Source organism: Nonomuraea sp. NPDC050733, assembly GCF_040654215.1.
Lineage (GTDB): Bacteria > Actinomycetota > Actinomycetes > Streptosporangiales > Streptosporangiaceae > Nonomuraea.
This window is the reverse complement of sequence record NZ_JBFAHO010000027.1, coordinates 62584-87981: the sequence shown is the minus strand read 5'-3', so window position 1 is coordinate 87981 and position 25398 is coordinate 62584. Positions and strand designations below refer to the sequence as shown.

25 protein-coding genes are annotated in these 25398 nt (G+C 73.5%); 13 read left to right on the top strand and 12 right to left on the bottom strand.

The genetic code is table 11. The annotated features are described in order from the left end of the window. Positions 1-204: 204 nt before the first annotated feature. Positions 205-2154 (top strand): DEAD/DEAH box helicase, encoded by a 1950-nt coding sequence (locus tag AB0H64_RS31880; RefSeq protein WP_357632064.1) that lies wholly within the window; start codon positions 205-207, stop codon positions 2152-2154. A 150-nt stretch (positions 2155-2304) separates the two neighbouring features. Here AB0H64_RS31880 and AB0H64_RS31875 read toward each other — a convergent pair whose 3' ends face one another. Further along, positions 2305-2886 carry a GNAT family N-acetyltransferase gene (locus tag AB0H64_RS31875; RefSeq protein WP_357632062.1) on the bottom strand — a complete coding sequence of 194 codons (582 nt, stop codon included), beginning with the start codon at positions 2884-2886 and terminating at the stop codon, positions 2305-2307. 81 nt (positions 2887-2967) lie between these two features. Between AB0H64_RS31875 and AB0H64_RS31870 the strand changes: the two genes are divergently transcribed. From AB0H64_RS31870 to AB0H64_RS31855, 4 genes are all read left to right on the top strand, one after another. Further along, positions 2968-3858 carry an alpha/beta hydrolase gene (locus tag AB0H64_RS31870; protein WP_357632060.1) on the top strand — a complete coding sequence of 297 codons (891 nt, stop codon included), beginning with the start codon at positions 2968-2970 and terminating at the stop codon, positions 3856-3858. Positions 3859-3872: 14 nt separating this feature from the next. Further along, on the top strand, positions 3873-4775 hold the full coding sequence (locus tag AB0H64_RS31865; protein ID WP_357632058.1) for an oxygenase MpaB family protein: 903 nt from the start codon (positions 3873-3875) through the stop codon (positions 4773-4775). Between the two features lie 252 nt (positions 4776-5027). Further along, positions 5028-5591: a DUF5994 family protein gene (locus tag AB0H64_RS31860; protein WP_357632056.1), complete on the top strand. Its 564-nt coding sequence runs from the start codon at positions 5028-5030 to the stop codon at positions 5589-5591. A gap of 126 nt (positions 5592-5717) precedes the next feature. After that, complete coding sequence (locus AB0H64_RS31855; protein WP_357632054.1) at positions 5718-6041, top strand: STAS domain-containing protein; 324 nt, start codon at positions 5718-5720, stop codon at positions 6039-6041. A gap of 16 nt (positions 6042-6057) precedes the next feature. Here the strand turns inward: AB0H64_RS31855 and AB0H64_RS31850 are convergent, their stop codons facing one another. Genes AB0H64_RS31850 through AB0H64_RS31840 form a run of 3 tightly spaced genes read right to left on the bottom strand, consistent with a single transcriptional unit; the run spans position 6058 to position 8390 of the window. Next, entirely contained in the window at positions 6058-6966 is a 909-nt protein-coding gene (locus tag AB0H64_RS31850) for a PD-(D/E)XK nuclease family protein (RefSeq protein ID WP_357632052.1), read from the bottom strand. Between the two features lie 45 nt (positions 6967-7011). Then, positions 7012-7722 (bottom strand): MBL fold metallo-hydrolase, encoded by a 711-nt coding sequence (locus AB0H64_RS31845; RefSeq protein ID WP_357632051.1) that lies wholly within the window; start codon positions 7720-7722, stop codon positions 7012-7014. Between the two features lie 41 nt (positions 7723-7763). Then, positions 7764-8390: a DUF6758 family protein gene (locus AB0H64_RS31840; RefSeq protein ID WP_357632049.1), complete on the bottom strand. Its 627-nt coding sequence runs from the start codon at positions 8388-8390 to the stop codon at positions 7764-7766. Positions 8391-8463: 73 nt separating this feature from the next. On the opposite strand from AB0H64_RS31840, the gene AB0H64_RS31835 reads away from it, so the two are divergent. Next, a complete protein-coding gene (locus AB0H64_RS31835; RefSeq protein WP_357632047.1) occupies positions 8464-8856 on the top strand; it encodes an NUDIX domain-containing protein in 393 nt (130 codons plus the stop codon). A gap of 30 nt (positions 8857-8886) precedes the next feature. Here AB0H64_RS31835 and AB0H64_RS31830 read toward each other — a convergent pair whose 3' ends face one another. Together AB0H64_RS31830 and AB0H64_RS31825 are read right to left on the bottom strand one after the other, a co-directional pair. Next, on the bottom strand, positions 8887-11907 hold the full coding sequence (locus AB0H64_RS31830) for a hypothetical protein (protein WP_357632045.1): 3021 nt from the start codon (positions 11905-11907) through the stop codon (positions 8887-8889). Positions 11908-12385: 478 nt separating this feature from the next. Further along, positions 12386-13483, bottom strand: a complete 1098-nt coding sequence (locus tag AB0H64_RS31825) for a type II CAAX endopeptidase family protein (protein WP_357632043.1) — start codon at positions 13481-13483, stop codon at positions 12386-12388. Between the two features lie 100 nt (positions 13484-13583). Here AB0H64_RS31825 and AB0H64_RS31820 point away from each other — a divergent pair, with 100 nt between their 5' ends. Both AB0H64_RS31820 and AB0H64_RS31815 read left to right on the top strand, forming a co-directional pair. Further along, positions 13584-14318 (top strand): hypothetical protein, encoded by a 735-nt coding sequence (locus tag AB0H64_RS31820; RefSeq protein ID WP_357632041.1) that lies wholly within the window; start codon positions 13584-13586, stop codon positions 14316-14318. Beyond that, positions 14315-14863 (top strand): DUF6529 family protein, encoded by a 549-nt coding sequence (locus AB0H64_RS31815; RefSeq protein WP_357632039.1) that lies wholly within the window; start codon positions 14315-14317, stop codon positions 14861-14863. Before AB0H64_RS31820 ends, AB0H64_RS31815 begins: the two co-directional genes overlap by 4 nt. Positions 14864-14869: 6 nt before the next feature. Here AB0H64_RS31815 and AB0H64_RS31810 read toward each other — a convergent pair whose 3' ends face one another. Then, positions 14870-15808, bottom strand: a complete 939-nt coding sequence (locus AB0H64_RS31810) for a CoA ester lyase (RefSeq protein ID WP_357632037.1) — start codon at positions 15806-15808, stop codon at positions 14870-14872. A 159-nt stretch (positions 15809-15967) separates the two neighbouring features. On the opposite strand from AB0H64_RS31810, the gene AB0H64_RS31805 reads away from it, so the two are divergent. Both AB0H64_RS31805 and AB0H64_RS31800 read left to right on the top strand, forming a co-directional pair. Continuing rightward, positions 15968-16537 carry a biotin transporter BioY gene (locus tag AB0H64_RS31805; RefSeq protein WP_357632035.1) on the top strand — a complete coding sequence of 190 codons (570 nt, stop codon included), beginning with the start codon at positions 15968-15970 and terminating at the stop codon, positions 16535-16537. A 64-nt stretch (positions 16538-16601) separates the two neighbouring features. Further along, a complete protein-coding gene (locus AB0H64_RS31800) occupies positions 16602-16973 on the top strand; it encodes a hypothetical protein (protein ID WP_357632033.1) in 372 nt (123 codons plus the stop codon). Between the two features lie 86 nt (positions 16974-17059). Here AB0H64_RS31800 and AB0H64_RS31795 read toward each other — a convergent pair whose 3' ends face one another. Together AB0H64_RS31795 and AB0H64_RS31790 are read right to left on the bottom strand one after the other, a co-directional pair. After that, a complete protein-coding gene (locus AB0H64_RS31795) occupies positions 17060-17812 on the bottom strand; it encodes a MarR family transcriptional regulator (RefSeq protein ID WP_357632031.1) in 753 nt (250 codons plus the stop codon). 142 nt (positions 17813-17954) lie between these two features. Further along, positions 17955-18935 carry an EamA family transporter gene (locus AB0H64_RS31790; protein ID WP_357632029.1) on the bottom strand — a complete coding sequence of 327 codons (981 nt, stop codon included), beginning with the start codon at positions 18933-18935 and terminating at the stop codon, positions 17955-17957. Positions 18936-19031: 96 nt separating this feature from the next. On the opposite strand from AB0H64_RS31790, the gene AB0H64_RS31785 reads away from it, so the two are divergent. Both AB0H64_RS31785 and AB0H64_RS31780 read left to right on the top strand, forming a co-directional pair. Beyond that, complete coding sequence (locus tag AB0H64_RS31785; RefSeq protein WP_357632027.1) at positions 19032-20237, top strand: CBS domain-containing protein; 1206 nt, start codon at positions 19032-19034, stop codon at positions 20235-20237. Between the two features lie 43 nt (positions 20238-20280). Continuing rightward, positions 20281-20748 carry a DUF1003 domain-containing protein gene (locus AB0H64_RS31780; protein WP_310712930.1) on the top strand — a complete coding sequence of 156 codons (468 nt, stop codon included), beginning with the start codon at positions 20281-20283 and terminating at the stop codon, positions 20746-20748. Here AB0H64_RS31780 and AB0H64_RS31775 read toward each other — a convergent pair. Then, positions 20732-21196, bottom strand: a complete 465-nt coding sequence (locus AB0H64_RS31775; RefSeq protein ID WP_357632025.1) for a MarR family transcriptional regulator — start codon at positions 21194-21196, stop codon at positions 20732-20734. The two genes, AB0H64_RS31780 and AB0H64_RS31775, sit on opposite strands and share 17 nt — an antisense overlap. Before the next feature lie 170 nt (positions 21197-21366). On the opposite strand from AB0H64_RS31775, the gene AB0H64_RS31770 reads away from it, so the two are divergent. After that, positions 21367-22506: an Mrp/NBP35 family ATP-binding protein gene (locus AB0H64_RS31770; RefSeq protein ID WP_357632023.1), complete on the top strand. Its 1140-nt coding sequence runs from the start codon at positions 21367-21369 to the stop codon at positions 22504-22506. A 92-nt stretch (positions 22507-22598) separates the two neighbouring features. Here AB0H64_RS31770 and AB0H64_RS31765 read toward each other — a convergent pair whose 3' ends face one another. Further along, a complete protein-coding gene (locus tag AB0H64_RS31765; protein ID WP_357632021.1) occupies positions 22599-22958 on the bottom strand; it encodes a sec-independent translocase in 360 nt (119 codons plus the stop codon). Positions 22959-23157: 199 nt separating this feature from the next. Further along, positions 23158-25230, bottom strand: a complete 2073-nt coding sequence (locus AB0H64_RS31760) for a trypsin-like peptidase domain-containing protein (protein WP_357632019.1) — start codon at positions 25228-25230, stop codon at positions 23158-23160. Positions 25231-25398 lie beyond the last annotated feature (168 nt).

Sequence of the window (25398 nt, the reverse complement as noted above, 5' to 3'; positions counted from 1 at the left end):
GTCGCTAATGACGCGAGAGGGCTGGCTCTACCGCGAGGACCCAGGCAACGGGGAACGTTTTCCGCCCGTCGGTCCCGGCAGGCCCGCCTTCATTTGAGACTGAGGCAGGCCACGCTGACGACTTTCCGAGACCTCGGAGTCACTCCAGAAATCGCCGATGCCCTCGAGACCGAGGGCATCACCACACCGTTCCCGATCCAGGAAATGGCACTCCCGCTCGCACTGAGCGGCCAGGACCTGATCGGCCAGGCCCGCACGGGCACCGGCAAGACCCTGGCGTTCGGCATCGCGATGCTGCAGAGCATCGGCAAGCCGCGCAAGAACCGCAAGAAGCCGCGCGGGCTCGTCGTCGTGCCCACCCGCGAGCTGGCCACCCAGGTCAGCGAGGACCTGGTCACGGCCGCCGGCAAGCTCGGCTCCCGCGTGCTGACCGTGTACGGCGGTCGCGCGTACGAACCGCAGGTCGAAGCGCTCAAGGCCGGGGTCGACGTGATCGTCGGCACCCCCGGCCGGCTGCTCGACCTGGTCAAGCAGAAGCACCTCGACCTCAGCCAGGTCACCTCGCTCGTGCTCGACGAGGCCGACCGCATGCTCGACCTGGGCTTCCTGCCCGACATCGAGCGGATCTTCAAGCTGATCCCCGAGCAGCGGCAGACCATGCTGTTCTCGGCGACCATGCCGGGCGAGATCGTCGGGCTGTCGCGCAAGTACCTCAACCGGCCCACCCACGTCCGCGCCGAGCACGACAGCGGCGAGGGCGAGACCACCCCGCAGGTCCGCCAGCTCGTCTGGCGGGTCCACCGGATGGACAAGATCGAGATCGTGTCCCGGCTGCTCCAGGCCGAGGGCCGCGGGCTCACCATGGTCTTCTGTGAGACCAAGCGGGCCTGCGACATGGTGTCCGAGCAGCTCGACACCCGCGGGTTCGCGGTCGCGGCCGTCCACGGCGACCTCGGCCAGGGCCAGCGGGAGCAGGCGCTGCGCGCGTTCCGCAACGGCAAGATCGACGTGCTGGTCGCCACCGACGTGGCGGCGCGCGGCATCGACATCGACGACGTCACCCACGTGGTCAACTACGACGCGCCCACCGACGACAAGACCTACGTGCACCGCGTCGGCCGCACCGGCCGGGCCGGGCGCACGGGCATCGCGGTCACCTTCGTCGAGTGGGAGGAGCTGACCCGCTGGAAGATGATCAACCAGATGCTCGGGCTCGACTTCGCCGAGCCGGAGGAGACCTACTCGACGTCGCCGCACGTCTACTCCGAGCTGAGCATCCCCGAGGGCACCAAGGGCGTCCTGCCGCACGCCAACCGCTCGCGGGCGGGGTTGTCGGCCGAGCGCATCGAGGACCTCGGTGAGACCGGCCGATCGCGCGCACGGGGTCGCCGTCGCGACGAGCGTGAGGAGCGCGAGGAGCGTCCGCCGCGCACGCCGCGTCAGCGCCGCCGCACCCGTGGCGGCAAGCTGCCCGAAGACAGCCCCGTCGAGACCGCGGAGGTAGAGGTCGTGGACAACCGCTCGCGCAGGACCGACGAGACGCCCGCGATCATCTCCGCGGACGAGGTGGAGGCGGTGGCCGCCGAGCCGCGCCGCCGCACCCGCCGCTCCGCCGCCCAGCCGGCCACCGAGGCCGGCTCGCGGGAGGCGACGGAACGGGACGTCAAGGACAGGGACGTCAAGGAGAAGGAGCCCGTCACCCCCCGGAGCCGTGCCCAGGAGCCGTCCGCCGAGCGCGGACGCGTTCAGGAGGACGTCGCCGAGCGTGGCCGTGCCCAGGAGCCGTCCGCCGAGCGTGGACGTGCTCGGGAGGACGTCGCCGAGCGCAGCCGTGCTCGGGATGACGTCGCCGAGCGCAGCCGTGCTCGGGAGGACGTCGCCGAGCGTGGCCGCGGTGAGGACCGCGGGCGCGTTCAGGAGCCGGTCGCCGAGCGCGTGCCGGAGCCGAGCTTCCTGTCCACCCCGCCGCCCCCGGCCCGCAAGGAGCCGGAGCGGATCATCCCGCCGAGCCCGTTCGCGGTGATCTTCCAGTCACCGGATCTGGCGACGGACGACGACGACATCGCGCCGTCGGCCGCGACGGAGCGCAAGCAGCAGCGCCGCCAGGCTCGTGGCGGCGGCAGCGGCGGCGGCAGTCGCCGCCGCACGGGCTGACGCCTCCGGAAGAACCCACCGGACACGTCCGGACGACAGGGCGCGCACCTTCGGGTGCGCGCCCTGTCGCGTTTACCGCCCGGTACGCCGGAACGGACGTCAGGCGCGACCGCGCGTCAGGAAAAGCGGCCAGAGCGGGACGGCGGCGCGTCAGGAAGGGCCGGGCAAGGGGCGGCGCATGACGGGCCGGGACGGGCTCCGGCGGGCGACCTCCGTGAAGCCCGCGTCCTCGAACAGCGACCTCCACCCGTGGTACAGCTCCCCCGCGGCCAGCCGCCGCCCGGAGTCCACCGGATAGCCCTCGACCGCCACGGCCCCCTGCCCGGCGGCGTGGTCCACGGCCGCCTCCAGCAGCGCCGCCGCGACGCCCCGCCCGCGTCCCGCGCGTGTGACGTAGAAGCAGGTCACCGCCCACACCCCGGTCTCGTCCCGGTCGGCGGGCCGGGTGATGGGAGAGCGCGCCAGCCGGGTGTACTCCTCGCGCGGCGCCACCGCGCACCACCCCACCGGGGTCCCGTCCGCGTACGCGAGCAGCCCGGGGGCGGCCGTCGGCGTCCCGGACTCGACGAGGGAGCGCAGCCGGTCGCGGCGCTCGTCGCCGCCGAGCTCCCGGAACTCCCCGCCGGGCACCCGGAACCACAGGCACCAGCAGCCCGACGAGCCCCCGTTCGGGCCCAGGACCGCCGCCACGTCGGGCCACGAGGTCGCGGGCCGGACTTCCACTTCGTGCATTCGGACAACTCCTCAGAACTCGCACCAGCGTACTTACTTCGCCGGTGTCGGACCGCTGACCTCGGGGTATTGTTGCCCCACGTGAGTACGCCGCGATTCCTCGACCTGCCACCTGGCGTTGCGCCGCAGAAGCTGGAGACGCCCGAGGGCACCTTCGCGGCCCTTGAGGCGCTGCCGGTCAGCGGTGTGGTGGAGCGCTGGCCGGCGCTGCTGGTCCCGGGCCTGACCGGCAGCAAGGAGGACTTCATCGCGGTCCTGCAGACGCTGGCCCAGTCCGGCCGCAGGGTGCTCGCGGTCGATCTGCGGGGGCAGTTCGAGACGCCCGGTCCCGACGATCCCGAGGCCTACACGTGCGCCGCGCTCGGCGCCGACATCGACCTGCTGGCCCAGGTCGTCGCCGACGGCGAGCCGCTCCACCTGGTGGGTCACTCCTTCGGCGGTCTCGTGACGCGGGAGGCGGTCATCGACGGGCGCACCAAGTTCGCCTCCTTCACGCTGATGAGCTCGGGCCCGGCCGCGATCGTCGGACGGCGGGCGCACGCCAGCCGCCGGATCATGGACGAGGTGCCGCGACTCGGCCTTGAGCAGGTCTGGGACGACGCCTTCGAGCCGGAGGCCCTGTCCGCGGGAGTGCCCGACGAGATCCTGGCGTTCCTGCGCAGGCGCCTGCTGTCCAACTCCCCGACCGGTCTGTCCCGCATGGCCGAGCAGGTCGTGAGCATGCACGACCGCACCGACGAGCTGCGCCAGGTCGAGGTGCCGACACTCGTCCTGTACGGCGAGCACGACGACGGCTGGCCCGCCGAGACGCAGGCGGAGATGGCCACGGCCCTGGGCGCGGAGATCGTGGTCGTGCCCGGCGCCGCCCACTCGCCCGCCGTGGAGGCACCCGAGACGACGGCGGCGGCGCTCGTCAGGTTCTGGAACCGGGCGGAGAGCCGCCATTTGGACATCAGGTCCGTCTCCGTGTAATCCTGCTGCCCATCATGGCCGGCATCGACGGGATCGTCGTCCAACCTCCCGACAGCGCCACCTGGCGGGTCCACCTCGACCGCTCCATGTGGGTCGGCGGTGTCCGCGGGCTGATGCTCCAGGCGCTGCACCCGCTCGCCATGCGCGGCGTCTGGCAGAACTCCACGTTCCAGGACGACCCGTTCGGCCGGCTGCGCCGCACGGCGGACTTCGTGGGCCGGGTGACGTTCGGCAGCCCCGAGGAGGCGGCCGAGATCGGCAGGCGGGTGCGCGGCATCCACCGTGCGCTGCGCGTCATCGACCCGGACACGGGCGCGAGGCACCGGGTGGACGACCCCGAGCTGCTGCTGTGGGTCCACTGCGCCGAGGTGTCGTCGTACCTGGAGGTGGCCCGGCGCGGCGGGCTCGGCCTGACGGGGCGCGACGCCGACCGCTACCTGCGCGAGCAGCGCAGAAGTGCCGCCTACGTCGGGCTGCACGCCGAGGACGTGCCGGGCTCGTGCGCCGAGATGGACGCCTACTTCAAGCAGGCGCGGCCGTCGCTGCGCGTCACCGAGGAGGCGGTCGCGGCGGTGCGGTTCCTGCTGTGGCCGAGGCTGCCGCGGGAGCTGCGGTATCTGTCGGCGGGCAAGCCGCTCTACTTCCCGTTCGGCGCGCTGTGCTACTACTCGCTGCCGGAGTGGGCGAGGCGGATGTACGGCGTGCTGCCGGAGGTGCCGCCGAGGCTGGTGACGGCGGGGCTGCGGGCGTTCCGGCTGGCGCTCAACAGCCTGCCGGAGCCGGTGCACGACCGCGCGTTCATGCCGGCGACCCGGACCATGCTGCGGGGCTGCCGCGAACGGCTCGGCGCGGCCGGCTACGACGTGAGCAGGGGACTCAGGGGCCTGACCGACCCACGCCGCCGGCCGAAGGGCTGAGCGAGACAGGAACCCGCCCCGTGCCGCCTCGGCTTGTCCGTCGTGCAGCACCACCGGCCGGATCAGACGCCCAGGCGGCGACGTCTCCGCGCACGTGGCGGTCGAAGCTGGTCCTGCCGCGATCGGTCCAACCGGGAGCCGACGGGATACACTGAGAGATACCGAGGACACTTCGTGCGTTGGCATTCAGGTCGGCGTCGCCCGCGGCGATACACCGCGCGGCCCCGACGGGCCGGACAGGCCGGGCAAGCCATGACGCCGACGCCTCTTTCCCATCTCAAGCCGCTGTACGCCGTCGCGTCCGCGGTCCCCGCCGTCGACTCCGCCGTCCGGCTCAGCCTGAATCCCGCGCTGGATCGGCGCGGCACGGTCGACGGGGCGTGGTGGCCCCACTCCCACGACGCCGCCGCCGAACTGCCCGGCCTCATCGCCGCCGTCGATCAGCAGCTCGGCCGCACCACGCTGCGGGTCGGCATGCACCGGGACACATGGGATCACATCCCGCGCCGTATCCCGGCACGGGGACGTCAGGTCAGAGTCGGCTGGTTCCGCCACACCGACCCCCGCGTGATCACCTTGTCTCTCGCGGACGCCGAGCCGATCGTTCTGCTGGTCATCCCGCCGGGCACCGCGCGCGTGCCCGCCGAGGCCGCGCTCAAGCTCGCCACGCAGGACACGACCGGTTTCGCTCCGGCCGACCTCCTCACCATCGCGCACATCCCCGCCGCCCCGTGCGGAGGCGAGGACGCGTCACTCGTCTGGGAGAACGAGGGCGGGCGCACGGTCGTCACCCCGGCCGCTCGCCCCGTCGGCTGACCGGCTGTGCGGGTGTGTCCCGCGCTGCCTGCCGGCCGGTCCGAGCGGTCCCGACACCGCCGTCCGGCGGCTGACCGACCACTGGCCGGCAGGCGTCTCATCCTTGCTCTCCGATCGGAGAATCTCATGACCGTCATCGACACGTCCCCGCCCGGCGTGGCCGGCGCGTCCGCGCCCACCACCGTCCACCTGTCCGGTGAGATCGACATCTTCACCAGCGCGGCGCTTCGCCGGCGGCTCCTGAGCACGCTGCACCACAGCACGAGCCTGCTCATCCTCGACCTGTCCGAGGTGTCGTTCTGTGACGCCGCCGGGCTGGCCGTTCTGGTCGGCATCCAGCACCGCGCCCGAGCGCGGGGCGTCACCCTCGCTCTGACGGCTCCCACCCCGTACATGTCCAGGCTCCTGCACATCACCGGCCTCGACCGCGGCCTGCCGGTGATGTCGTGATCGAACGCCCACCCGGCTAGTCGGCGAGCCCGTCCCAGGGGTTGCGGTCGGGACCGGCGGCCAGGCCCTCGGGGCAGTGGCGGCGGAAGTCGCACCAAGAGCAGATCGGCCCGGGGGTGGGCGTGAACAGCGCGTCCACCTCGGGCGGGACCCGCACCGCCGGCCCCTGCGGAGCGCCCCGCGGCGCCTTCGACCGGGACGACGGAGGCGCGGCCACGGCCTCCCGGTAGCGCTCGTCGGCGGCGGACGCCTCGGCCGCCACCTCCTCCGCCCGCCCCAGGTGCCGCTCCAGCGACTCGTCCGTGTGCCGCCACTCCACGATCTCGCCGGTCGGCAGGTGGTGCAGCTCGACCGTGCGGCAGGGCGTGCGCATCATCCGGGAGGCCGCGATCGCGTAGACGGCCAGCGCGAGCGACGAGCGGGCGTCATCCTGGGTGAGCGGCCGCCGCCCGGTCTTGTAGTCCACGACCACCAGCTCGTCGCCCCGCCGGTCGAGCCGGTCGATCCGCCCGGACAGGGCGATGACCTTGGTACGGGTGGCGACGGTGCGCTCCACGCCGACCGGGTCGTCGGAAGGGTCGAGGGTGCCGACGTAGCCGGAGACCAGGTCACGGGCACGGCCGAGCCACCGTGCCGACTGCTCCTCGTCGCGGAAGCCCTCCTTGATCCACCCGTTGGTGAGTAAGAGGGCCGCGGTCAGCGGGGTACGCCGCTCGTACGGCTCGCGCCACCACCCGGCCAGCGCGTTGTGCACGCTGGCGCCGACGCTGTTGTGGGCCCAGGCCGGGCCCTTGGGCGGCTGCGGCCGGTCGAGGTAGGTGAACCGGTAGCGGCGCCGGCAGTCGAGCCAGGTGTTGAGCCGCGACGGCGTGCACGAGTAGAGCCGCCGCGGCATCCCCTCCAGGGGCAGCTGCACGCTGTTCATGGCCTCCACTCCGTGGAGGCGGCTCGGTCGCCGGGGAGCCGCACGCTAGTCGTCGCTCGGGTCGAGTCTGATCCCCGCGACGCGGGTGCCGTCGGCGAGCGGGCCCTCCTCCTCGGTGACGGTGCGGGTCAGCGAGCCGGACACCCAGTCGTCGAAGTGCGGCTCCAGGTCGCCGATGGTGACCTCGTCGCCGTGGGCGGCCAGCACGCGGGTGTCACCGGGCAGGGTGAACAGGCGCCCGCCGATGGCGGTGAGCTGGTCGGGCAGGGCGGGGTACTCGCCACCGAGCTTGCCCGGGCCGTCGGCCTGCAGCGTCTTGCCGGTGAACACGGCGCCGAGCGCCTCGGAGTAGAGCGACACGCCGCCGGGGCTGATGCCGGGCGTCTCCATGACGTCGAGCTGGACGTCGGCGACGCCGAAGACGCCGTCGTCCTCCATCTCGATGTCCGGCCACGTCTCGGTCCAGGTGTCCCGCCACAGCTGCTTGTCCTTGGGGTGGAGGGCGATGACGGACTCGTCCCTGCTGGCCACCTCGATGGCCGCGCCGACGTGGTCGGGCAGGCCGTGGGTGCAGATGACGGCGAGCACCTCACGCTCACCGACCTGCTCCAGGATCTTGCCGGCGTCACGCGCCGGGTCGATGACGATCACCTCGTCGTCGTCGCCCACGATCCAGGTGTTGTTCTCGACCTTGTGCTCGGTGCCGTCGATGTCGACGACGCCCTCGGTCACCACTCGCTCGATACGCGCTGTCACGCTTCCGCACTCTAGTCCGTCCGGCTGGCGGAGCGTACTGGTCAGCCGCCGAGGCGCGGCGAGAACGCGCCGAAGGGCAGGTCGAAGTCGTGGTCACGCAGGTCGAGGAGGCTCAGGTCGGTCAGTGCGATCACGCAGCCCGCGTCGGCCGGCCAGGCGATCGCCCAGAGCCAGTTGCCCAGCGCCTCGCCCGCGTAGACGGCCCGGTCGGAGCCCGCGCCGACGCACCACAGCGGGGTCGGATGGCCGAGCACCTCGACCTTGGCGTTCGGCGGCCCGGAGTCGAACCCCTCTCCCGGGTCGGGCCCGTTCAGCCCGGCGAACGCCGCCCCCAGCCCCACGCCAGGCTCCTCGGCGATGAGGAGCATGTCGGCCGGTCCGTGGGCGAGCGACGGCCCGCTGAGCGCGACCACGCCGGCCCGGCCGCCGCTGCGCTCGTCGCCCGCCTCGGCGAACCCGGTGACGAGCCACCCGGCGGGCAGCGGCCACGGGATCCACAGGGGCACGACCGAGCTTTTGCGCAGCGCGCCGACGGCCACGTCGGAGGGCGGGAGGGGGGCTTGGAAGGGCATGACGTCGCCATGCGCGTCGCACCGCCATGCGCTGGACCACGCGTTGGGCCCGTGAAGCGGGCCAAAGCACCGTGGGCAGGTTGGAGCCGCTGTCACAGCTATCAACGGTGCGTCGTGAAGCACGGTGTCGTCAAGGGCGGCGCCGTCGAGCCGCCGTAATGTTGGTCAGGTGCGCGTAAATTGTGTGGGCGCGGTGATCAAGGACGGGCGGGGCCGGCTGCTGCTCGTGCGGCGCGGACGCCCGCCGGGCGAGGGGTTGTGGTCGATCCCGGGCGGCCGGGTCGAGGCGGGCGAGACGGACGCCGCCGCGCTGGAGCGCGAGGTGCTGGAGGAGACGGGCCTGCGCGTGGCCGTGGGCCGTCTCGCGGGCGTCGTGGACCGCCCCGGGCCGGGCGGGGTGACGTACGAGATCCGCGACTACCTCGCCACCGTGACGGGCGGCACGCTGGCCGCCGCCGACGACGCGGCCGACGCGCGCTGGTGCTCGCCGCGGGACCTCGTACGGCTGCCGCTCACCGAGGGACTGGCCGAGGCCCTGCGCGAGTGGGAGGTGTGGCCCTGACCCGGCGCTCCGTCGAGCCGGGGCAGGACGTCAGCGGCTGGACGTGAGGGTGGACGTCCACAGGATGAGGTGGTCGGCGTCGTAGGTGGTGCTGCGGCCGAGCCCCACCACCTCCGACCCGGTCACCGTGACCGCCGCCAGCCACTGCATGCCGGGTCCGCCCAGCCGGTCCTTCGTCAGGTCCGAGCGGGTCCACGACGCGCCGTCCTGGGAGATCCACGCGGCGCTGTCGGCGTCGCCCGGCGTGCCGTGCCAGCCGACCGCCACCAGCCCCTGGTCCGTCGCCGCCAGGTCGTACACGTCCGCCGCCCGCTCGGCGGGCAGCCACGACGTGCTCCAGGTGGCGCCGTCGTCCTCCGAGACGGCCGCGAACGCCCGGCCGGCCCCCTGCACCCGCGCCGTCCCGACGGCGACGATCCGGCCCTGGTACGCGGCGACGTGGCGGAGCCCGGCCGAGGCCGCCCCGTCGGGCACGAGGCGCTTGCGGGCCTTCCAGTTGACGCCGTCCTCCGACACCCAGACCATCCCGCGCTCCCCGTCGCCGCCGCCGGCCGCGCCGACCGCCACGTAGCCGTCCGCGGTGGCCGCCAGGTCCAGCACGCGGACGCCGGAGCCGCCCTGCGGCAGCTTGCGGGAACGGGTGAACTTGCGCAGGTCGCGGGTGAACCACAGCGCGGGGCCGGTCATGCCGGAGGCGCTGGTGTCCTCGCCGGCCAGCACGTACCCCTCCGGGCCGGCCGCCACGGCGGTCACGGCCAGGCGGGCGTGGTCCTGCGGGCGGGCCAGGTCGCCGCCCGCCGGGACCCGCTTCCAGGAGCGGCCGTCCTCGGAGGTGACGAGCAGCGGCTCGGTGACGCCGATGCCGGTCTGCGTGGAGCCGGCCGCCAGCCAGCCGCGGCGGCCGTACACGACGTCGGCGAGCTCCTGCTCGCGGGGGCCACCGAGGCTCATCGAGGTCCAGCTCTTCCAGTTGAGGCTGGTCCAGATGCCGGCGTCGCCGGAGGCGCTCCCGACCGCGACGTACCGGCCTTCGTGGCCGGCCAGGCCGTTGGTGCGGCGGGCGATCCGCGACAGGCCCTCCACGTCGACCAGCCGCACGCGCGCCGCCTCTCCGCGCGGCGGCGCGGACAGCAGGACGAGCTGGTTGTCGACGTCCGCCGCCGCCTGGTCGCCGCCCGCGAGCAGCGTGCCCGACTGCGTGATCGTGACTCCACGCAGGGTGGCGCCCCGCAGCCCCGCCAGGTCCGCGCGTTTCGTCCAGGTACGCGCGTCGGAGCTGGTCAGCACCTCGTACGAGTCCAGCTTCGCCTGCGCGACCACGGCGACGCCGCCCGGATGGGTGATCACCGATTCGACACCGGGGCTCTCGCCGCCGAGTCCGCCGATCGAGCCGCACTGCGCCCACTGCTCACCGCTCGGCGAGCAGTACACCCGCACGTCGCCCTCGATCGTGCGCTGCCGGGTGGGCACGAGCACGAAGCGCTCCGGGAGCACGGCCAGCGACCCGGCCCGCGGCATCGCCTCCGGGAGCTGGAACCCCGTGGCCCGCCAGGTGCGCCCGCCGTCGGCCGAGCGCACCACCCGTGAGCCGTCGCCCTGCGCCGGCCGGGCCACGGCGATGACCGTGTCCCCCCTGGCCACGACCGCCCGGAGGTCGAACGTGTCCAAAGCGCGCAGGTCCGCCCGCTGCCAGGCGCGGCCGTCGGACGACTGCCAGGCCGCCGGGCCGAGGCCGCCGTCCTCCCTGGCGGTGCCTCCCACCGCCACGAACCCCGACCGGGTCCGCGCGACGTCGGCCACCACGTCGCCGTCCCTGAACGCCGCCAGGCCGCTCTCCTCCACGGCCACCCAATCGAGGCCGTCGGCGCTGGTCCACAGGCCCCGTCCACCACCGGGCCCACCACCGGTCCCGCTCCCGCCCCCGCTGACGTCGCCGCCGACGGCGAGCCAGTGGCCGTCGCCGCCGACGACCCGCCGCACCGTCGAGGTGGTCGCGCCGCCGCTGACCTTGCCGAGCCGCCACGTCCTGCCGCTGTCCGGCGAGAACAGGAACAGCGGGCGCGGCGTCGGGCTCGTCGTGTCGCTGCCCACGGCGACCACCGCCTTGCCGGCGGAGGCCAGGTCGTTGAGCACCTGGTTGGAGCCGTCGCCGGCGGACGGGACCGTGAACAGGTCGTCGCCGGACCGCCCGGTGCCGGCCGCCAGGCGCAGCGCGGGCTCGCCCGGGGCGTTCCACCGCCACACGATCACGGTGCCGGCGATGACCAGGGCGAGTGCCAGGACGACGGCCACGGGGGCGGCCATGCCGCGCCGCCCGCGCACGGGGCCGGCTCGCCGCACGGCCGAGGGGGCCGGCCCCCGGTGGTGCCGCCCACCGAGGGCGCCGGGGCGGGGCGGGCCGGAGGCGACGAGCAGATCGGGCCTCGTGGGCCGCCCGGCCGGCGGCCTGCCCACCCGCCGCACCTCGACCTCGTCACCTGGCCTCTCCTCTGGCCGGTCGCCGGGCCGGTCCTCAGGCCGGTCGCCGGGCCGGTCGCCGGGCTCGCCGCCGTCCTCCTCGCGATCGGCGTGCCGGGTCTCGGTGGCGGTCCCGGTGGGGGGCGGGGCGTCGATCACGGGCAGGGGGGCGGCGGCCACGTACGGACGCGCCCTGGACGGGAGATCGTCGTCCCCGTCACCGTCGGGGACGACGGCGGCCTCCTCCTCGCCCGGGGCCGCGTCGCGCCTCTCGAACCAGGAGCCCGGCACCACCCCGGTCGGCAGCACTCCCGGGTCCACCACCTCGGGCGGGATCACGCCCGCCGGCACCACCCCGGGCGGCAGGTCGTCCCGTCCCTCCGCGCCGGGCTCCGGGCCCCGCTGGGAGGGGCGGTGGGGCTGGGGGCGGGGCGGGCCGCTGGCGACGAGCTTGTCGGGCCGGTTCACCAGCCGCCAGGGCCTGCGGCGCGGCTCCGCCTCCGGCTCGGCGGTCGGGGAGCTGTACGGCCTGCGCCCCCGGGGCGGCTCCTCCGGCTCCTCGTCCTCCGGAGTGGGCGACGAGAACGGCGGCATCCCCCAGGGCGACGCCAGCGGTAACCCACGGGCCCGGTCGTCCGTGGGGCCAGGTGGAGAGTGCCTGATGCGAGGCTCCCCCGATGCCGACGGGGACGGTGGGGGTGAAGATGTGGCGGACGGGTCCGGGGCGGATTCCGGGTGAGGGTCGTCGTCACCCGGCGGTCGCCGTGGCGGATCGCTGGGAGCGGAGGCCACGCGGCGCACCTCCTAGTCGAGCTCGTCGAACGGGTCGAACCTGGTCAACAGGGCACAAAACCGCATTTCCGGGATTCGGCCGGGCGATTCGGACCGCTCCAGGGCTGGAGGTCACTTGTCGGCGCCCATTCCGGTTAATGCCGGCACGCGTCGACAAGTACCCCGCCAGACAGAGATGATCACCTCCGCCATCCTCGCCTGCCCACAGCATCCAGACCAGCACGCCGAAGCCAGAATGGCGAGACCTCTCTAGCGAGATTCCTCAGCCCCGTCGCCGGATTTATGCAGAGATAGCGCTGACTGACCGCTTTTTCGCTAGATAGACAACCCCTGCGGCGAACACCCCGAGCTGCACCACGGTCCCCGCCAGCGCCTGCCACGGCACCGCGCCCTGCCGCAGCGCGTCGTCGAGCTGTCCCGCCGCCGCACTCACCCCGAAGGCCATCATGTTGTTGACCACGTGCAGCGCGATCGGCGCCTCCAGCCCTCCGGTCCGTACGGCCAGCCACCCCATGACCGCGCCGAACGCGAACACGTCGAACAGCCCCGCCCCCGTGTAGCCGTGCAGCGACGCGAACAGGGCTGCGCCCAGCACGATCGCCCACGCCGGGTTGCGCACGTGCGCGCCCAGCGCCTGGAGCACCCACCCGCGGAAGATGTACTCCTCGGCCGCCGCCTGGAAGGGCACCAGCAGCACGATCACGATCAGGGCGGGCACGAACTCGCGCCAGCCCGCCCACCCGAACATGTCGGAGGTGTCCTCCCCCGACAGCATGAGCGCCACCGCCTGGGCGGTCTGTCCCAGCACCAGGGCGAGCACGGCCACCCCGGCGCACGACAGCAGCCACGGCCAGCGCAGCCGCCCGGCCACCGACGACAGCGTCCCGGGCCTGCGCTGCTGCACCAGCGCGGCAGTCCCGAACACCAGCGGCAGCACGGCCGCGATCGACAGCAGCAGCACCGCCATCCCGAACACCGGGTCGCCGAACGACTCGTCAGCGGTGATCGGCATCGGCAGCCCGGCGATACTGGCGAACACCGAGCCCGCCAGGACCACCACGAGGCCCACGACCAGGAACCCGAGGGCCACCACCAGGGTCCCGACGATCTGCCGCCACGGGCGGGCGAGAGGCGTCCTGGCCAGGTGGTCGTAGCGGGCGCCCGAGGGCGTGGGGGCGAACCAGGACACCGGCTGCGGCAGGGGCGCGCCGTAGGCCGGGTAACCCGGATGGGCGGGGTAGGGCGGCGCGCCGTAGGGAGGAGCCGCCGGGGCGGGCGGCTGCGGGACGGACTCAGGGGAGCCCGCCCGCCAGGGCTGGTGGACGGGTCCGGGCGGCTCCGTGCCGTACGGAAGCTGGGGTCCTGAGTTCTCCTGCATCTTTACATTCTGTCCGTCCGATGCGCATTAGTTCACAGACGGCTCGTCCTTTTAGGCGGATGCTCGTGATGTCAGCATGTCGAGCCTGGGAGCGGATCCAATGTCAAGGCTGGGACCTGTCCTCACCCTGGCGGCCGGCGCCGTGCTCGCCGCGGGGCTCGGTGTCGCCAGCGTCACCGCGGCACCCGCGGCGGACCGTAGCGCCACCGCGAGCACCACCGAGAACACCAGAAGCCCGCAGAACACCGAGAACACGGCGAGCCCGGAGAGCGACCGGACCGCGCGGCCCGACGAGGGCACACCACGGGCCACGCCGTCACCGACCCGTACGGCCAAGGGCCCCACCAAGGCCGACTACGGCGGGCACGTGGACCGCAACGGCGGCCTCATCGCCATCTCGGTCCGCGGCGACAAGGCCATCGGGTACTTCTGCGACGGCCGTTCCGAGGCGTGGTTCAAGGGCGACGCGACCGGCGGCAAGGTCGGCCTCGAAGGCGTCGGCGGCGCGGCGGCCGGGGCCACCCTGGGCGGCGGCAAGGCCAAGGGATGGCTCAAGGTCGGCGGCAGGCGCTGGACGTTCGACGCGCCGGTGGTCAGGAAGCCGTCGGGCCTGTACCGGGCGACCGCGCAGGTGCGCGGCGCGAAGATCCGGGCCGGCTGGATCGTGCTGAAGCGGCCGGGGGGCGGCTTCACCCAGGTCGGCGCGGCGTTCGCCGGCGAGGAGCAGATCCAGGTGCCCGAGCTGGACGGCGAGCGGCCGACCGAGCCCGTGACCGCCGGCGAGGCCACCCTCCACCCGAAGGACGTCGACGGCTTCATCGAGGAGATGCGATGAGCACCACCGTGCGCCGCAGGCGGCCCGGCGGCCTGGCCGTCCTCCTCACTCCCCTGCTCGCGGGCGCGCTCGCCACCGTGGCGCTGGGCGTCTACGGGCGGGTCCACGCGCCCACGGGCTTCGCCGTGGGACCGGCGGGCTTCTCGGGGGCGCTGCCGATGAAGGCGTGGCTGACGACGGGCGCGTTCCTGCTGGCGATCGTGCAGATCGTGTCGGCCCTGTCGATGTGGGGCAGGCTGCGGGTCCCCATCCCGCCGGCCGTGCACCGCTGGTCGGGCCGGCTGGCGTTCGTCCTGACGATCCCGGTCGCCTTCCACTGCCTGTACGCGCTGGGACTCCAGTACGACGTGCCGCGGGTACTCGCCCACTCGCTGCTCGGCTGCTTCTTCTACGGCCTCTTCACCGCCAAGATGCTGGCGCTGCCCAAGCGGGGAACGCCCGGCTGGACGCTGCCGGTGCTGGGCGGGCTGGTGTTCACGGCGCTGGTGGGCCTCTGGCTGACCTCGGCGTTCTGGTTCTTCACCAGCGTCGGGATCACGTTCTGACCGGAGTCACTCGCCGGGCTGGAACGTCTTCGTACGGCTCAGCCCGGCGGCGCGGCCCTTGGCGGCGACGACGAGCGCCATCTTGCGCGACGCCTCGTCGATCATCTCGTCGCCCAGCATGACGGCCCCGCGCCGCTCGACCGTCGTGCAGTGCTCGTACGCCTCCAGGATGAGCTCGGCGTGGTCGTAGTCCTCCTGGGTGGGCGAGAACACCGCGTTGGCCGCGTCCACCTGCGACGGGTGCAGCACCCACTTGCCGTCGAAGCCGAGCGCGGCGGCCCGCCGGGCCACCCGCGTGAACCCCTCGACGTCCTTGATCTGGAGGTACGGCCCGTCGATCACCTGGAGGTCGTGCGTCCGGGCGGCCATGAGCAGCCGCATGAGGATGTAGTGGTAGGCGTCGCCCTCGGTGTAGCCGGGGGGCTGCTCCCCCACGACGAGGGTCCGCATGTTGAGTGAGGCCATGAAGTCCGCGGGCCCGAACACCAGCGTCTCCAGCCTCCCGGAGCTGCCCGCGATGGTGTCGACGTTGACCAGCCCGCGGGCGTTCTCGATCTGCGCCTCGATGCCGATGCGGCCCACCTCGAAGCCCATGGCCTTCTCGATCTGGGTGAGCAGCGTGTCCAGCCAGACGACCTCGGTGGAGTCCTGGACCTTGGGCAGCATGAGGCAGTCGAGGTGCTCGCCCGCGCCCTCGACGACCTCGATCACGTCGCGGTACGTCCACTGCGTCGACAGGTCGTTGACCCGGACGACGCGGGTCTTGCCGGTCCAGTCGCCCTCGCGCAGCGCGGTGACCACGTTGGCGCGGGCCTGGTCCTTGGCCAGCGGCGCGACGGAGTCCTCCAGGTCGAGGAACACCTCGTCCACCGGCAGGCCCTGGGCCTTCTCCAGGAACCGGGGGTTGCTGCCGGGCACCGCGAGAACCGAACGACGTGAGCGCATGCGGCATACGCTAGTAGGTCAGCCTGAGAGGGGCACGGCGCCCGGCTTCTATCGCACCCGTACAAACCGGTCGGGTCGTTCTTGGCATGCCCGGTGCAGGACACGAAGCGGGCGGCGGCCAACAATGGGGACAAGACTCAGCGAAGGAGTGTAGCCCTGATGGCATCCGCCCCCATGTCGATCCGCCCCGCCGTCCTGTCCGACCTGCTGCCGGGCAGCCGTGTCCGCGACGTCGCCCTCGTGGTCGGCGGGACTGGCCTGACGGGTCTGGCCGCCCAGCTCACGGTCCCGCTCTGGCCGGTGCCCGTGACGGCCCAGACCTTCGCCGTCCTGCTGGTGGGCGCGGCCCTCGGCATGAACCGGGCCGCCGCCAGCATGGCCCTCTACCTCGTCGCCGGCATCGCGGGCGTGCCGTGGTTCGCGGGGCACAGCTCGGGCTTCGGCGGAGCGACGTTCGGCTACGTGCTGGGCTTCATCGCCGCGGCGGCCGTCGTCGGCAAGCTCGCCGAGCGCGGCGCCGACCGCACGGTCCTCGGCACGGTCGGCACGATGGCGCTGGGCAACGTCATCATCCACGCGTTCGGCCTGCCGGTGCTCATGGCGGTGACCGGCCTGGACCTGGGGACGGTGCTGGTGGAGGGCGCCGGCAAGTTCCTCCTGGGCGACGCCGCCAAGATCGCCGTGGCGGCCGGGCTGCTGCCGCTGGCCTGGAAGCTCGCCCGCCGCTGACAGGACGCGATCCGGCGCGCGGGCCACCTGCCGCCGGATCACCCCGCTGGATTACAGTCGGGACGTGAGCGACACACGCGCGGCCATCGAGGAGGGCGCGAAGAAGTCCGGCATCCTCTGGCTCGGACTCGACCGCCCCCGCCTGGCCTGGCACGCCTGGCACGACGGCGCCGTCTACCTCGTGACCGGCGGCGGCGAGCAGGACCTTCCGGGGCTCGCCGGCCTCGACCGGGTCCGGGTCACCCTGCGCAGCAAGGACAACGGGGCCCGGCTGGTGGAGTTCGACGCGGCGGTGCAGGTCGTCGACCAGCAGGCGGAGCCGGAGGCGGTCGCGGTGCTGGCCAAGGAGCGGCTCAACGCGCGCGACGGCGCCCACCTGGCGGACCGCTGGGCCCGGGACTCCACGGTCCTCCGCCTCACACCCCTGGAGTCCTGACCCGCCACAGGAGGCCGCGGCGACCCGCCTGGAGTCCTGCCACGGGAGAGCCTCGGCCCACACCCGAGGACCGCCGGCGGACCGTCTCAGCGACCGCCCGGCGACCCGCCCTCCGGGCTGTCGTCCCGCTCGCGGTCCCTCAGGACGTGCCGCCAGCGCAGGGCGACGTCCAACATGTCGCGGCTGGTCCGCTCCAGGAACTCCGCCATGCCCTCCAGCCTGCCCCCCGCCGGCGTGGCGCGGCCCAGGGTCTCGACCCCCTGGCGGGCGGCGGCGGCCAGCGTGGCGTTCGTCCGCGCGCTGGAGAGGAACGCCTCGAACCAGATGTCGCCGTCGATCACGTACCGCTCGCGCCGTCCCCGGGGATCGCGCTCGCGCCTGATGAGTCCCTGCTCCTCCAGGTAGCCGACCGCCTTCGAGATCGACGCCGGGCTGACCCGCAGCGCCTCGACCAGCTCGGCGGCGGTGAGGGTGCCGCTGTCGGTGAGGGACAGGCAGGTCAGCACCCTGGCCGGGGTGCGGGTGATCCCGGACCCCACGAGGACCTCGGCGAACAGCTCCTCGAGGGCCCGCATCGCCTCGGGGTCGCGCCCGTGCGCCGCGCCGCCGGCCGTCTCCGCCGCGAACCGGGCCGGCCCGCGTCGGCGGGCGCGCCGCTCGGTGGCCTGGTGCGCGTGGTCGGGCCGGTAGTCGCGGGGACCCCCGTTACGGGACACCTCACGGCTGACCGTGGACGTCGGCCGCCCGAGCCGCCTGGCGATCTCCGCGTACCCGAGCCCCTCGGCCAGGCCCGCGGCGATGTCCCGCCGATCCTCCCGCGTCAACCTGCCACCGGGCATCCGTGCCGCCTCCCACACTCGCCGTCACCGCCGCAGTATGGCGCTCTCCCGCGGCACTCCGCCGCCAGGACCCATCCGGAACGACGACCACCCACGGAGGCGGGACCATCGGCGGATGGTGGGCGACGACCGGCGGGCGCGGTCAGCTCTGTGCGCGGTCCAGGGCCAGGCCGGCCTCGGCGGACGACGCCGGGGCCGCGGACCCGGTCGCCGGCGCCCCGCCCCGGGACGCCGCCGTCTGGGCGAGCAGCGCCCCGGACAGCACCAGCAGCCCGCCGATGATCTGGAACGCCCCGAGCGCCTCGCCCACCAGCGCCCAGGCCACCACCGCGCCGCCGATGACCTCCAACGACGCCACCGTCGCGCCGACGGCCGCCGACAGGCGCCGCACCGCGTTGACTCCCAGGATGTACGCCGCGACGGTCGCCACCAGCACCATCCACAGGTACGCCCCGAACGCCGGCAGGGTGAGACCGCCTCCCTCGGGGGCGACCGAGCGGGTGAACGCCTCCCAGGGGATGCTCCACGGCCGGGCGAACGGCGCGAGCACCACGGCGGCGCCCAGCATGCCCCAGGCGATGAGCCCCAGCGGGTCCACGTCCTCCCCGAAGCTATCGCTCATCAGGAAATATCCGGCGCAGCACGCCCCGGCGACCAGCGCCAGCAGCAGCCCCAGCGCGTCCAGCCGCAGGCCGTCCCAGACCTCCACCACGATGCCGAGCCCCACCACGGCGACCACCGCGCCGAGGTACGCGGAGCGCGGCAGCCGGACCCGGCGCACGAAGCGCACCCAGACCACGACCATGACCGGCGCCATGTACTCCAGCAGCAGCGCGATCCCCACGGGCAGCCGGGTGAGCGCGGCGAAGTACAGCGACTGCACCCCGGCGACGGCCACGACGGCGTACAGCCCGAAGAACGGCAGCCGCGAGCGCGGGATCCGCAGGGCGGACGGCTTGAGCACGGCCAGCACGGCGACCATCAGCAGCCCCGCGCCGGCCATCCGCACCCAGACGGCCTCCATGGGCGCCAGCCCGGCCGCGTTCAGGTACTTGGCCATGGGTCCGGAGAACGCGAAGCACCACGCCGAGACGAGCGCCATCGCGAGTCCCGTGTATCTCATTCCCACACCATTCGCCGTAATTACCGTTCTTATCTTTTGATACTGACATGCCGGGCGTCCGGGGCGCAATGTCACCCGGCTGTTAGCCTGCTCGGTATGAAGATCTTCGTGGCCCGCCTGGCCGGGACCTCGGTCTTCGACCCGGCCGGCGACCAGATCGGCCGGATCAGGGACGTCGTCGTGGGCCTGCGCGGGGCCCTGCCACCCGCCGTCCACGGCATGGTGGTCGAGGTGCAGCCGCGCCGCCGCGTCTTCCTGCCCGTCACTCGCGTACGGGGCATCGAGGCCGGCGCGGTCGTCTTCACGGGCCGGCTCAACATGCGCCGCTTCGAGAAACGCGCGACCGAGACCCTCGTCATCGGCGAGATGCTCGACCGCACCGTCAGCGCCGGGGGCGAGCGGATGACGGTCTTCGACGTCGCCATGGAGGAGACCAGGCCGTCGGCCTGGGAGATCACCAAGGTCGCCGTGTACCGGGGCCGGCGGCGGCGCGACCCCCGGATCATGGCCTGGGGCGAGGTGTCCGGGTTCGACCAGCTCCAGAACGACCAGGGCGCCGCCGGGCTGATCGCCGCGTTCGAGTCGATGCGGGCCGCCGACATCGCCAGCGCCCTGCACGAACTGCCCGGCAAGCGGCGGATCGAGGTCGCCCGCGCGCTGGACGACGACCGGCTCGCCGACGTGCTGGAGGAGCTGCCTCCCCGCGACCAGATCGGCATCCTCAGCACCCTCGAACCCGCGCGGGCCGCGGACGTCCTGGAGGAGATGGCCCCCGACGACGCCGCCGACCTGCTCAACGACCTGCCCGCCGACCAGGCCGCCCACCTGCTGGCGCTGATGGAGCCGGGCGAGGCGGCGCCGGTGCGGCGGCTGCTCACCTACCCGCAGAACACGGCCGGCGGCATGATGACCAGCGAGCCGGTGATCCTGCCGCCGAGCGCCACGGTCGCCGAGGCGCTCGCGCACATCCGGCAGAAGGACCTCGCGCCGTCCGTCGCGGCCCAGGTGTACGTGACCCGGCCCCCGAACGAGACGCCCACGGGGGCGTACCTGGGCGTCAGCCACTTCCAGCGGCTGCTGCGCGACCCGCCCTCCACGCTGCTGGGCTCGGTGCTGGACCCGTCGATCGACCCCATCCGGCCGGGCTTCACCCTGCCCGAGGTGGCCTGCTACCTGGCCAGCTACAACCTGGTGGCGGCGCCCGTGGTGGACGAGCTGGGACGGCTGGTGGGCGCGGTCACGGTGGACGACGTGCTCGACCACATGCTCCCGGCCGACTGGCGCGAAGGCGCGCACCCGTGAGCGCCCGCCGGCCCGCCCGGGTCCCGCGCGCCGGGGAGCCGTCGTGACGGCCGAGCGGCTGGACCAGCCGCGCGACCTGCGCCGCACGCTGCGCCCGCACTACGACCCGGAGGCGTTCGGCCGCCTGTCGGAGCGGATCGCCCGCTTCCTCGGAACCGCGCGGTTCATCGTCTACATGACGGTGTTCGTGGCGGTCTGGGTCATCTGGAACGCCGTCGCCCCGGCCGACCTGGCCTTCGACCCGTACCCGTTCATCTTCCTCACGCTCATGCTGTCGCTCCAGGCCTCGTACGCGGCGCCCCTCATCCTGCTCGCCCAGAACCGGCAGGCCGACCGCGACCGGGTCCAGTACGAGCAGGACCGCGAGGCCGCCGAGCGCAACCAGGCGGAGATCGAGTACCTGACGCGGGAGATCGCCGCGCTGCGGATGGCGCTGAGCGAGGTCGCCACCCGCGACTACCTGCGCTCGGAGCTCCAGCATCTGCTGGAGGAGCTCAGGGAGCGTCCGTGACCTCGGCCAGCCGCGCCGCGAGCTCCCGCACCCGGGCGACCTCGTCGGCGTCCAGGACGTCGAGGAACTGCGCGCGGACACCGCGCAGGTAGGTGGGCGTGGCCTCGGCCAGCCGAGCCGCCCCCGCGTCCGTCAGCACCGCGAACAGCCCCCTGGCGTCGCTCTCGCACGCCTCCCGGCTCACCAGCCCGTCGCGCTGCAACCGGTCGATGAGGCGGGTCAGGCCGCTGCGGGACAGCAGCACCCTGCCCGCCAGGTCGTTCATCCGCAGCCGCCGCCCAGGCGCCTCGGCGAGCTGCGACAGCACGTCGTACGACGCGAGCGGCAGGTCGTGGGCGTCCAGCAGCTCGGCCTCCAGATGGCGCGTGATCCGCACCTGCGCCCGCTGCAGCATCCGCCAGACGGCCAGCTCCTCGACGGTGAGGCCCTCGTCGCGCAGAAGAGTCACAGAGTAACCTTAGTTTGTTGCACGCACACCTATACAGCCACCGACGCGGCAGGGATTAACCGGGCCGCGCCCCTGGTTCATACCATGGAGGGGCATCCTCACCGGCGTGCAGCGCCTGTCGTACAGAGACCACTAAGGAGGGACGGCACTCCCTTCGTGCCGAGACTTCGATGGCACCAACCCAGGAACAGGTGACGGCCGCCCTCGCCACCGTCATCGACCCCGAGATCCGTCGTCCGATCACTGATCTCGGAATGGTCAAGAGCGTCGACTTCGCGCCCGGCGGCGTGGTTCGCGTCGGCGTCTACCTCACGGTCGCGGGCTGTCCGCTGAAGGACACCATCCGCCGTGACGTCACCACTGCGGTCTCCCGGCTCGACGGTGTCACGGGCGTCGAGATCGAACTGGACGTCATGAGCACGGAGCAGCGCAAGGAGCTCCAGACCAAGCTGCGCGGCGACCGCGGCCCCGAGAAGGAGATCCCCTTCAACCAGCCGGGTTCGCTGACCCGGGTCTTCGCGGTGGCCAGCGGCAAGGGCGGCGTCGGCAAGTCGTCGGTCACGGTCAACCTGGCCGCCTCCATGGCCGCGAGCGGCCTCAAGGTCGGCATCGTCGACGCCGACATCTACGGCCACAGCATCCCCCGCATGCTGGGCGCCTCCGAGCGGCCGACCAAGGTCGAAGACATGATCATGCCGCCGGTGGCGCATGACATCAAGGTCATCTCGGTGGGCATGTTCAAGCCGGAGGGCAACAGCCCGGTGGTGTGGCGCGGCCCGATGCTCGACCGGGCGCTGCACCAGTTCCTCGCCGACGTCTACTGGGGCGACCTCGACGTCCTGCTGCTCGACCTGCCGCCGGGCACCGGCGACATCGCCATCTCGGTCGCCCAGCGCCTGCCGTCCGCCGAGATCCTCGTCGTGACGACGCCGCAGATGGCCGCCGCCGAGGTGGCCGAGCGGGCCGGCTCGATCGCGGCCCAGACCCACCAGCAGATCGCCGGCGTCATCGAGAACATGGCGTGGCTGCCGTGCCCGCACTGCGACGAGCGCATCGCGGTCTTCGGCGAGGGAGGCGGCCAGACGGTCGCCGACGCGCTGACCCGCACGCTCGGCGCCCGCGTGCCGCTGCTCGGCCAGGTGCCGATCGACCTGCGGCTGCGCGAGGGCGGCGACGAGGGCAAGCCGCTGGTCCTGACCGATCCCGACTCGCCGGCGGCGGCCGAGCTCCGCTCGATCGCGGGCACGCTGAGCAAGAGGTCCTCCAGCCTCAAGGGCCTCCAGCTCGGCCTGTCCCCCAACCGCGGCTAGCACCCGCTCCCGCTCCGGGCCCGCTCACACCGAGCGGGCCCGCCGCGTTTCCGCGGCTGTGGCGGGGTTTCGGCGGGCTCACACGAACGGCGTCAGGTCGCCTCGGAGTCGTACGGCGGGATCTGGCCGTAGCCCAGCTCGTCCACCGGCTCCGGTACGGGCGCGGCCGTGACGGTCTCCAGCTCGCCCGGCTTGGTGTTCCAGGCGTCCTCGACGTCGTCCAGCAGGTGCTTGCGAACGAAGTTGCGCGGGTTGAGGTCGGCCGGGTCGAAGTCGGAGAACTCCGGCGGCAGGCCGGCTCTCAGGTCGTCGCGCGCGTTGTTGGCCATCCGGCGCAGGTTGCGCAGCGTCTTGCCCGCCTGCGCCGCCGCCTGGGGCAGCTTGTCGGGCCCGAAGACGAGAAGCGCGATGACGATCAGCGCCCCGACCTCAAGCCACCCGAGTCCGAACACCGTGAGCTCCTAGCGCAGTCCAACCACTCCGAGGACAACCCCGGCGTATCCCAGCCTAAAGGCTCCCGCGCTCGGATCGGCCCCCAGCCCCGGCCGCCCCGCTCCGGCCGTACCCGGGGCCGGTCACCGGCCCCGGGTACGTCCTCGGGTACGGCTCAGGACGGCCTCGGGTACGGCTCAGGACGGCCCCGGGTGTGGCTCAGGACGGCGTCGGGGCAGGCTCGGCGTCGGCCGTGACCGTGAGGGTCGCCGTACGCTCCTGCCCGGCCCGCTGGTACTTGACCGTGATGTGCGAGCCCGGCGACTTGCTGCGGACGAGCGCGATGAGCTCGTTGCCGTCCTGCAGCCGCAGCCCGTCGAGCTCCAGGATGACGTCGCCCGCCTTCAGCCCGGCCTTGGCGGCGGGACCGCCCGGGTCGACCGGCTGGCGGCCCTCGGCGGGCTCGGAGGCGATGCGGACGCCCTGACCCTTGTAGTCGGGGTCGAGCACGATGCCGATCTTGGGGCGCTTGGCCTTGCCGCTCGTGACCAGCTCCTCGGCCACGCGCCGCGCCTGGTTGACCGGGATGGCGAAGCCGAGGCCGATGCTGCCGCTCTGGTTGGTGAGCGAGCGGCTCAGCGTGGCGATCGCGGAGTTGACGCCCACGACCTCGCCCTTGCCGTTGACCAGGGGACCGCCGGAGTTGCCGGGGTTGATGGCGGCGTCGGTCTGGATGGCGCTGATGTAGGCGGGCTCCTCGGAGCCGCCGCTCTCGTCGCCGGCGATGACCGGCCGGTTCAGGGAGCTGACGATGCCCGTGGTGACCGTGCCGGACAGGCCCAGCGGCGAGCCGACCGCGATCACCGGGTCGCCGACCACGACCTGGTCGGAGTTGCCCAGGTTGATCTCGGGCGTGCCGAAGGTGTCCTCGGGCTTGACCACGGCCAGGTCGGAGCCCGGGTCACGGCCGACGATGCGGCCGGTCGTGGTCTTGCGGTTGTAGAACATGATCTTGATTTCGCCGCCCTTGGCGGCCATGGCGACCACGTGGTTGTTGGTCACCACGTAACCGTTCTTGATCAGGAACCCGGAGCCGGTGGCGCCCTCGGTGTTGCTGCCGTTGCCGACCTCCAGCGACACGACGCTGGGCAGCACCCGCGCCGCCACGCCGGCCACCGAGTCGGGCGCCCGGTTGGTGGCGCCGGTCGGGGCCGGGCCGAGGCTGTAGGTCGGGTCGGTGCCGTTGGAACGGGTGAGCAGGTAGGTGCCGATGCTGCCGAGCGCGGAGGCCACCAGGGCGATGACCACGGCCAGCGCCACGAGCACGCCGATGCCGGGGCCGCGCCGGGGGGCCGCCGCGACGCCGCCTCCCGGAGGCGGCGGAGCCCAGCCGGGGCCCATCCCGAGCGCGTGACGCGGGGGCGGCGGAGGCGTGTCGCCGCCGTAGGGCGGAGGGCCGGCCGAGGGGCCGAAGAACGGGCTCTCGTAGGCGCGGGTGGACGACCCGCCCTCGGCGCCGAACGACGCCTCGCCCGCGTCGCCCCGCCCGTAGGGCGAGTCACCGCCATCGGGACGGCCGAACGGCTGGTCGTCGGCGCGGCCGAACGACGAGTCGCCACTGTCAGGGCGGCCGAACGGCGTGTCCGGGCCGTCGGGACGGCCGAACGGCTGGTCGCCCGCGTCAGGACGGCCGAAGGGAGGCTCGCCGGGCGCGCCGCCTTCCTGACCGCCCTCCTGCCCGGGCTCCTGCCCGTCCGGCCTGGGCTGCTGCCCTTCCGGCCCGAGCTCCTGCCCGGCCTCACGGCTCGGCTCGTACGGCGAGCGGCCACGCGGGGCGTCGCCACCCGGACCGCCGTCGGAGGCGTCACGGGCGTCTCCTGCGGCCGCCTGGAACGGCACACCGTCCCCTGCCGCGCCACCACGGTCGCCCGAGGCGCCGAACGAGGGCGAAGGGCCCCCGTAGGGGCCCTGGGAGGCGCCGAAGACAGGCACGTCACCTTGCTGCCCGGATGCGGCCCGCCAGGCCCCCTGCGAGCCGTACGGCTCCTGCGGGGGCTCCTGCCGGCCGTAGGCGCCCGGTGAGTCGGAGCCGGCGGGTGAACCCCAGGCCGCGCCCGGTGATTCGGAGAGGCTCGGCGGTTCCCAGGAGCCCGGTGAGCCGGACGAGGGCGCGGCCGACCCGCCGCCAGGCCGGTCGGCCTGGCCGTCCGCGGGCAGGAAGTCCGGGCGCCCCTGCGTCACAGGGAAGTCCGACGGCATGCGTCCTTCGCCCGGGCGCTTCTCGTCGGTCATCTACGTCTCACCACTCCTTGCTCGACACCGCAATCCTGGTGCGATCGGCATACGAGAGTCGTAAAGCAATGGTCAGGAACCACGCTTCTACCGGCGGTTCCTCTCCAAAACCCCGAACTCCGATCGTATGCCCCCGACGCCGTGGACTACGCCACCGAGTGTCCCGGC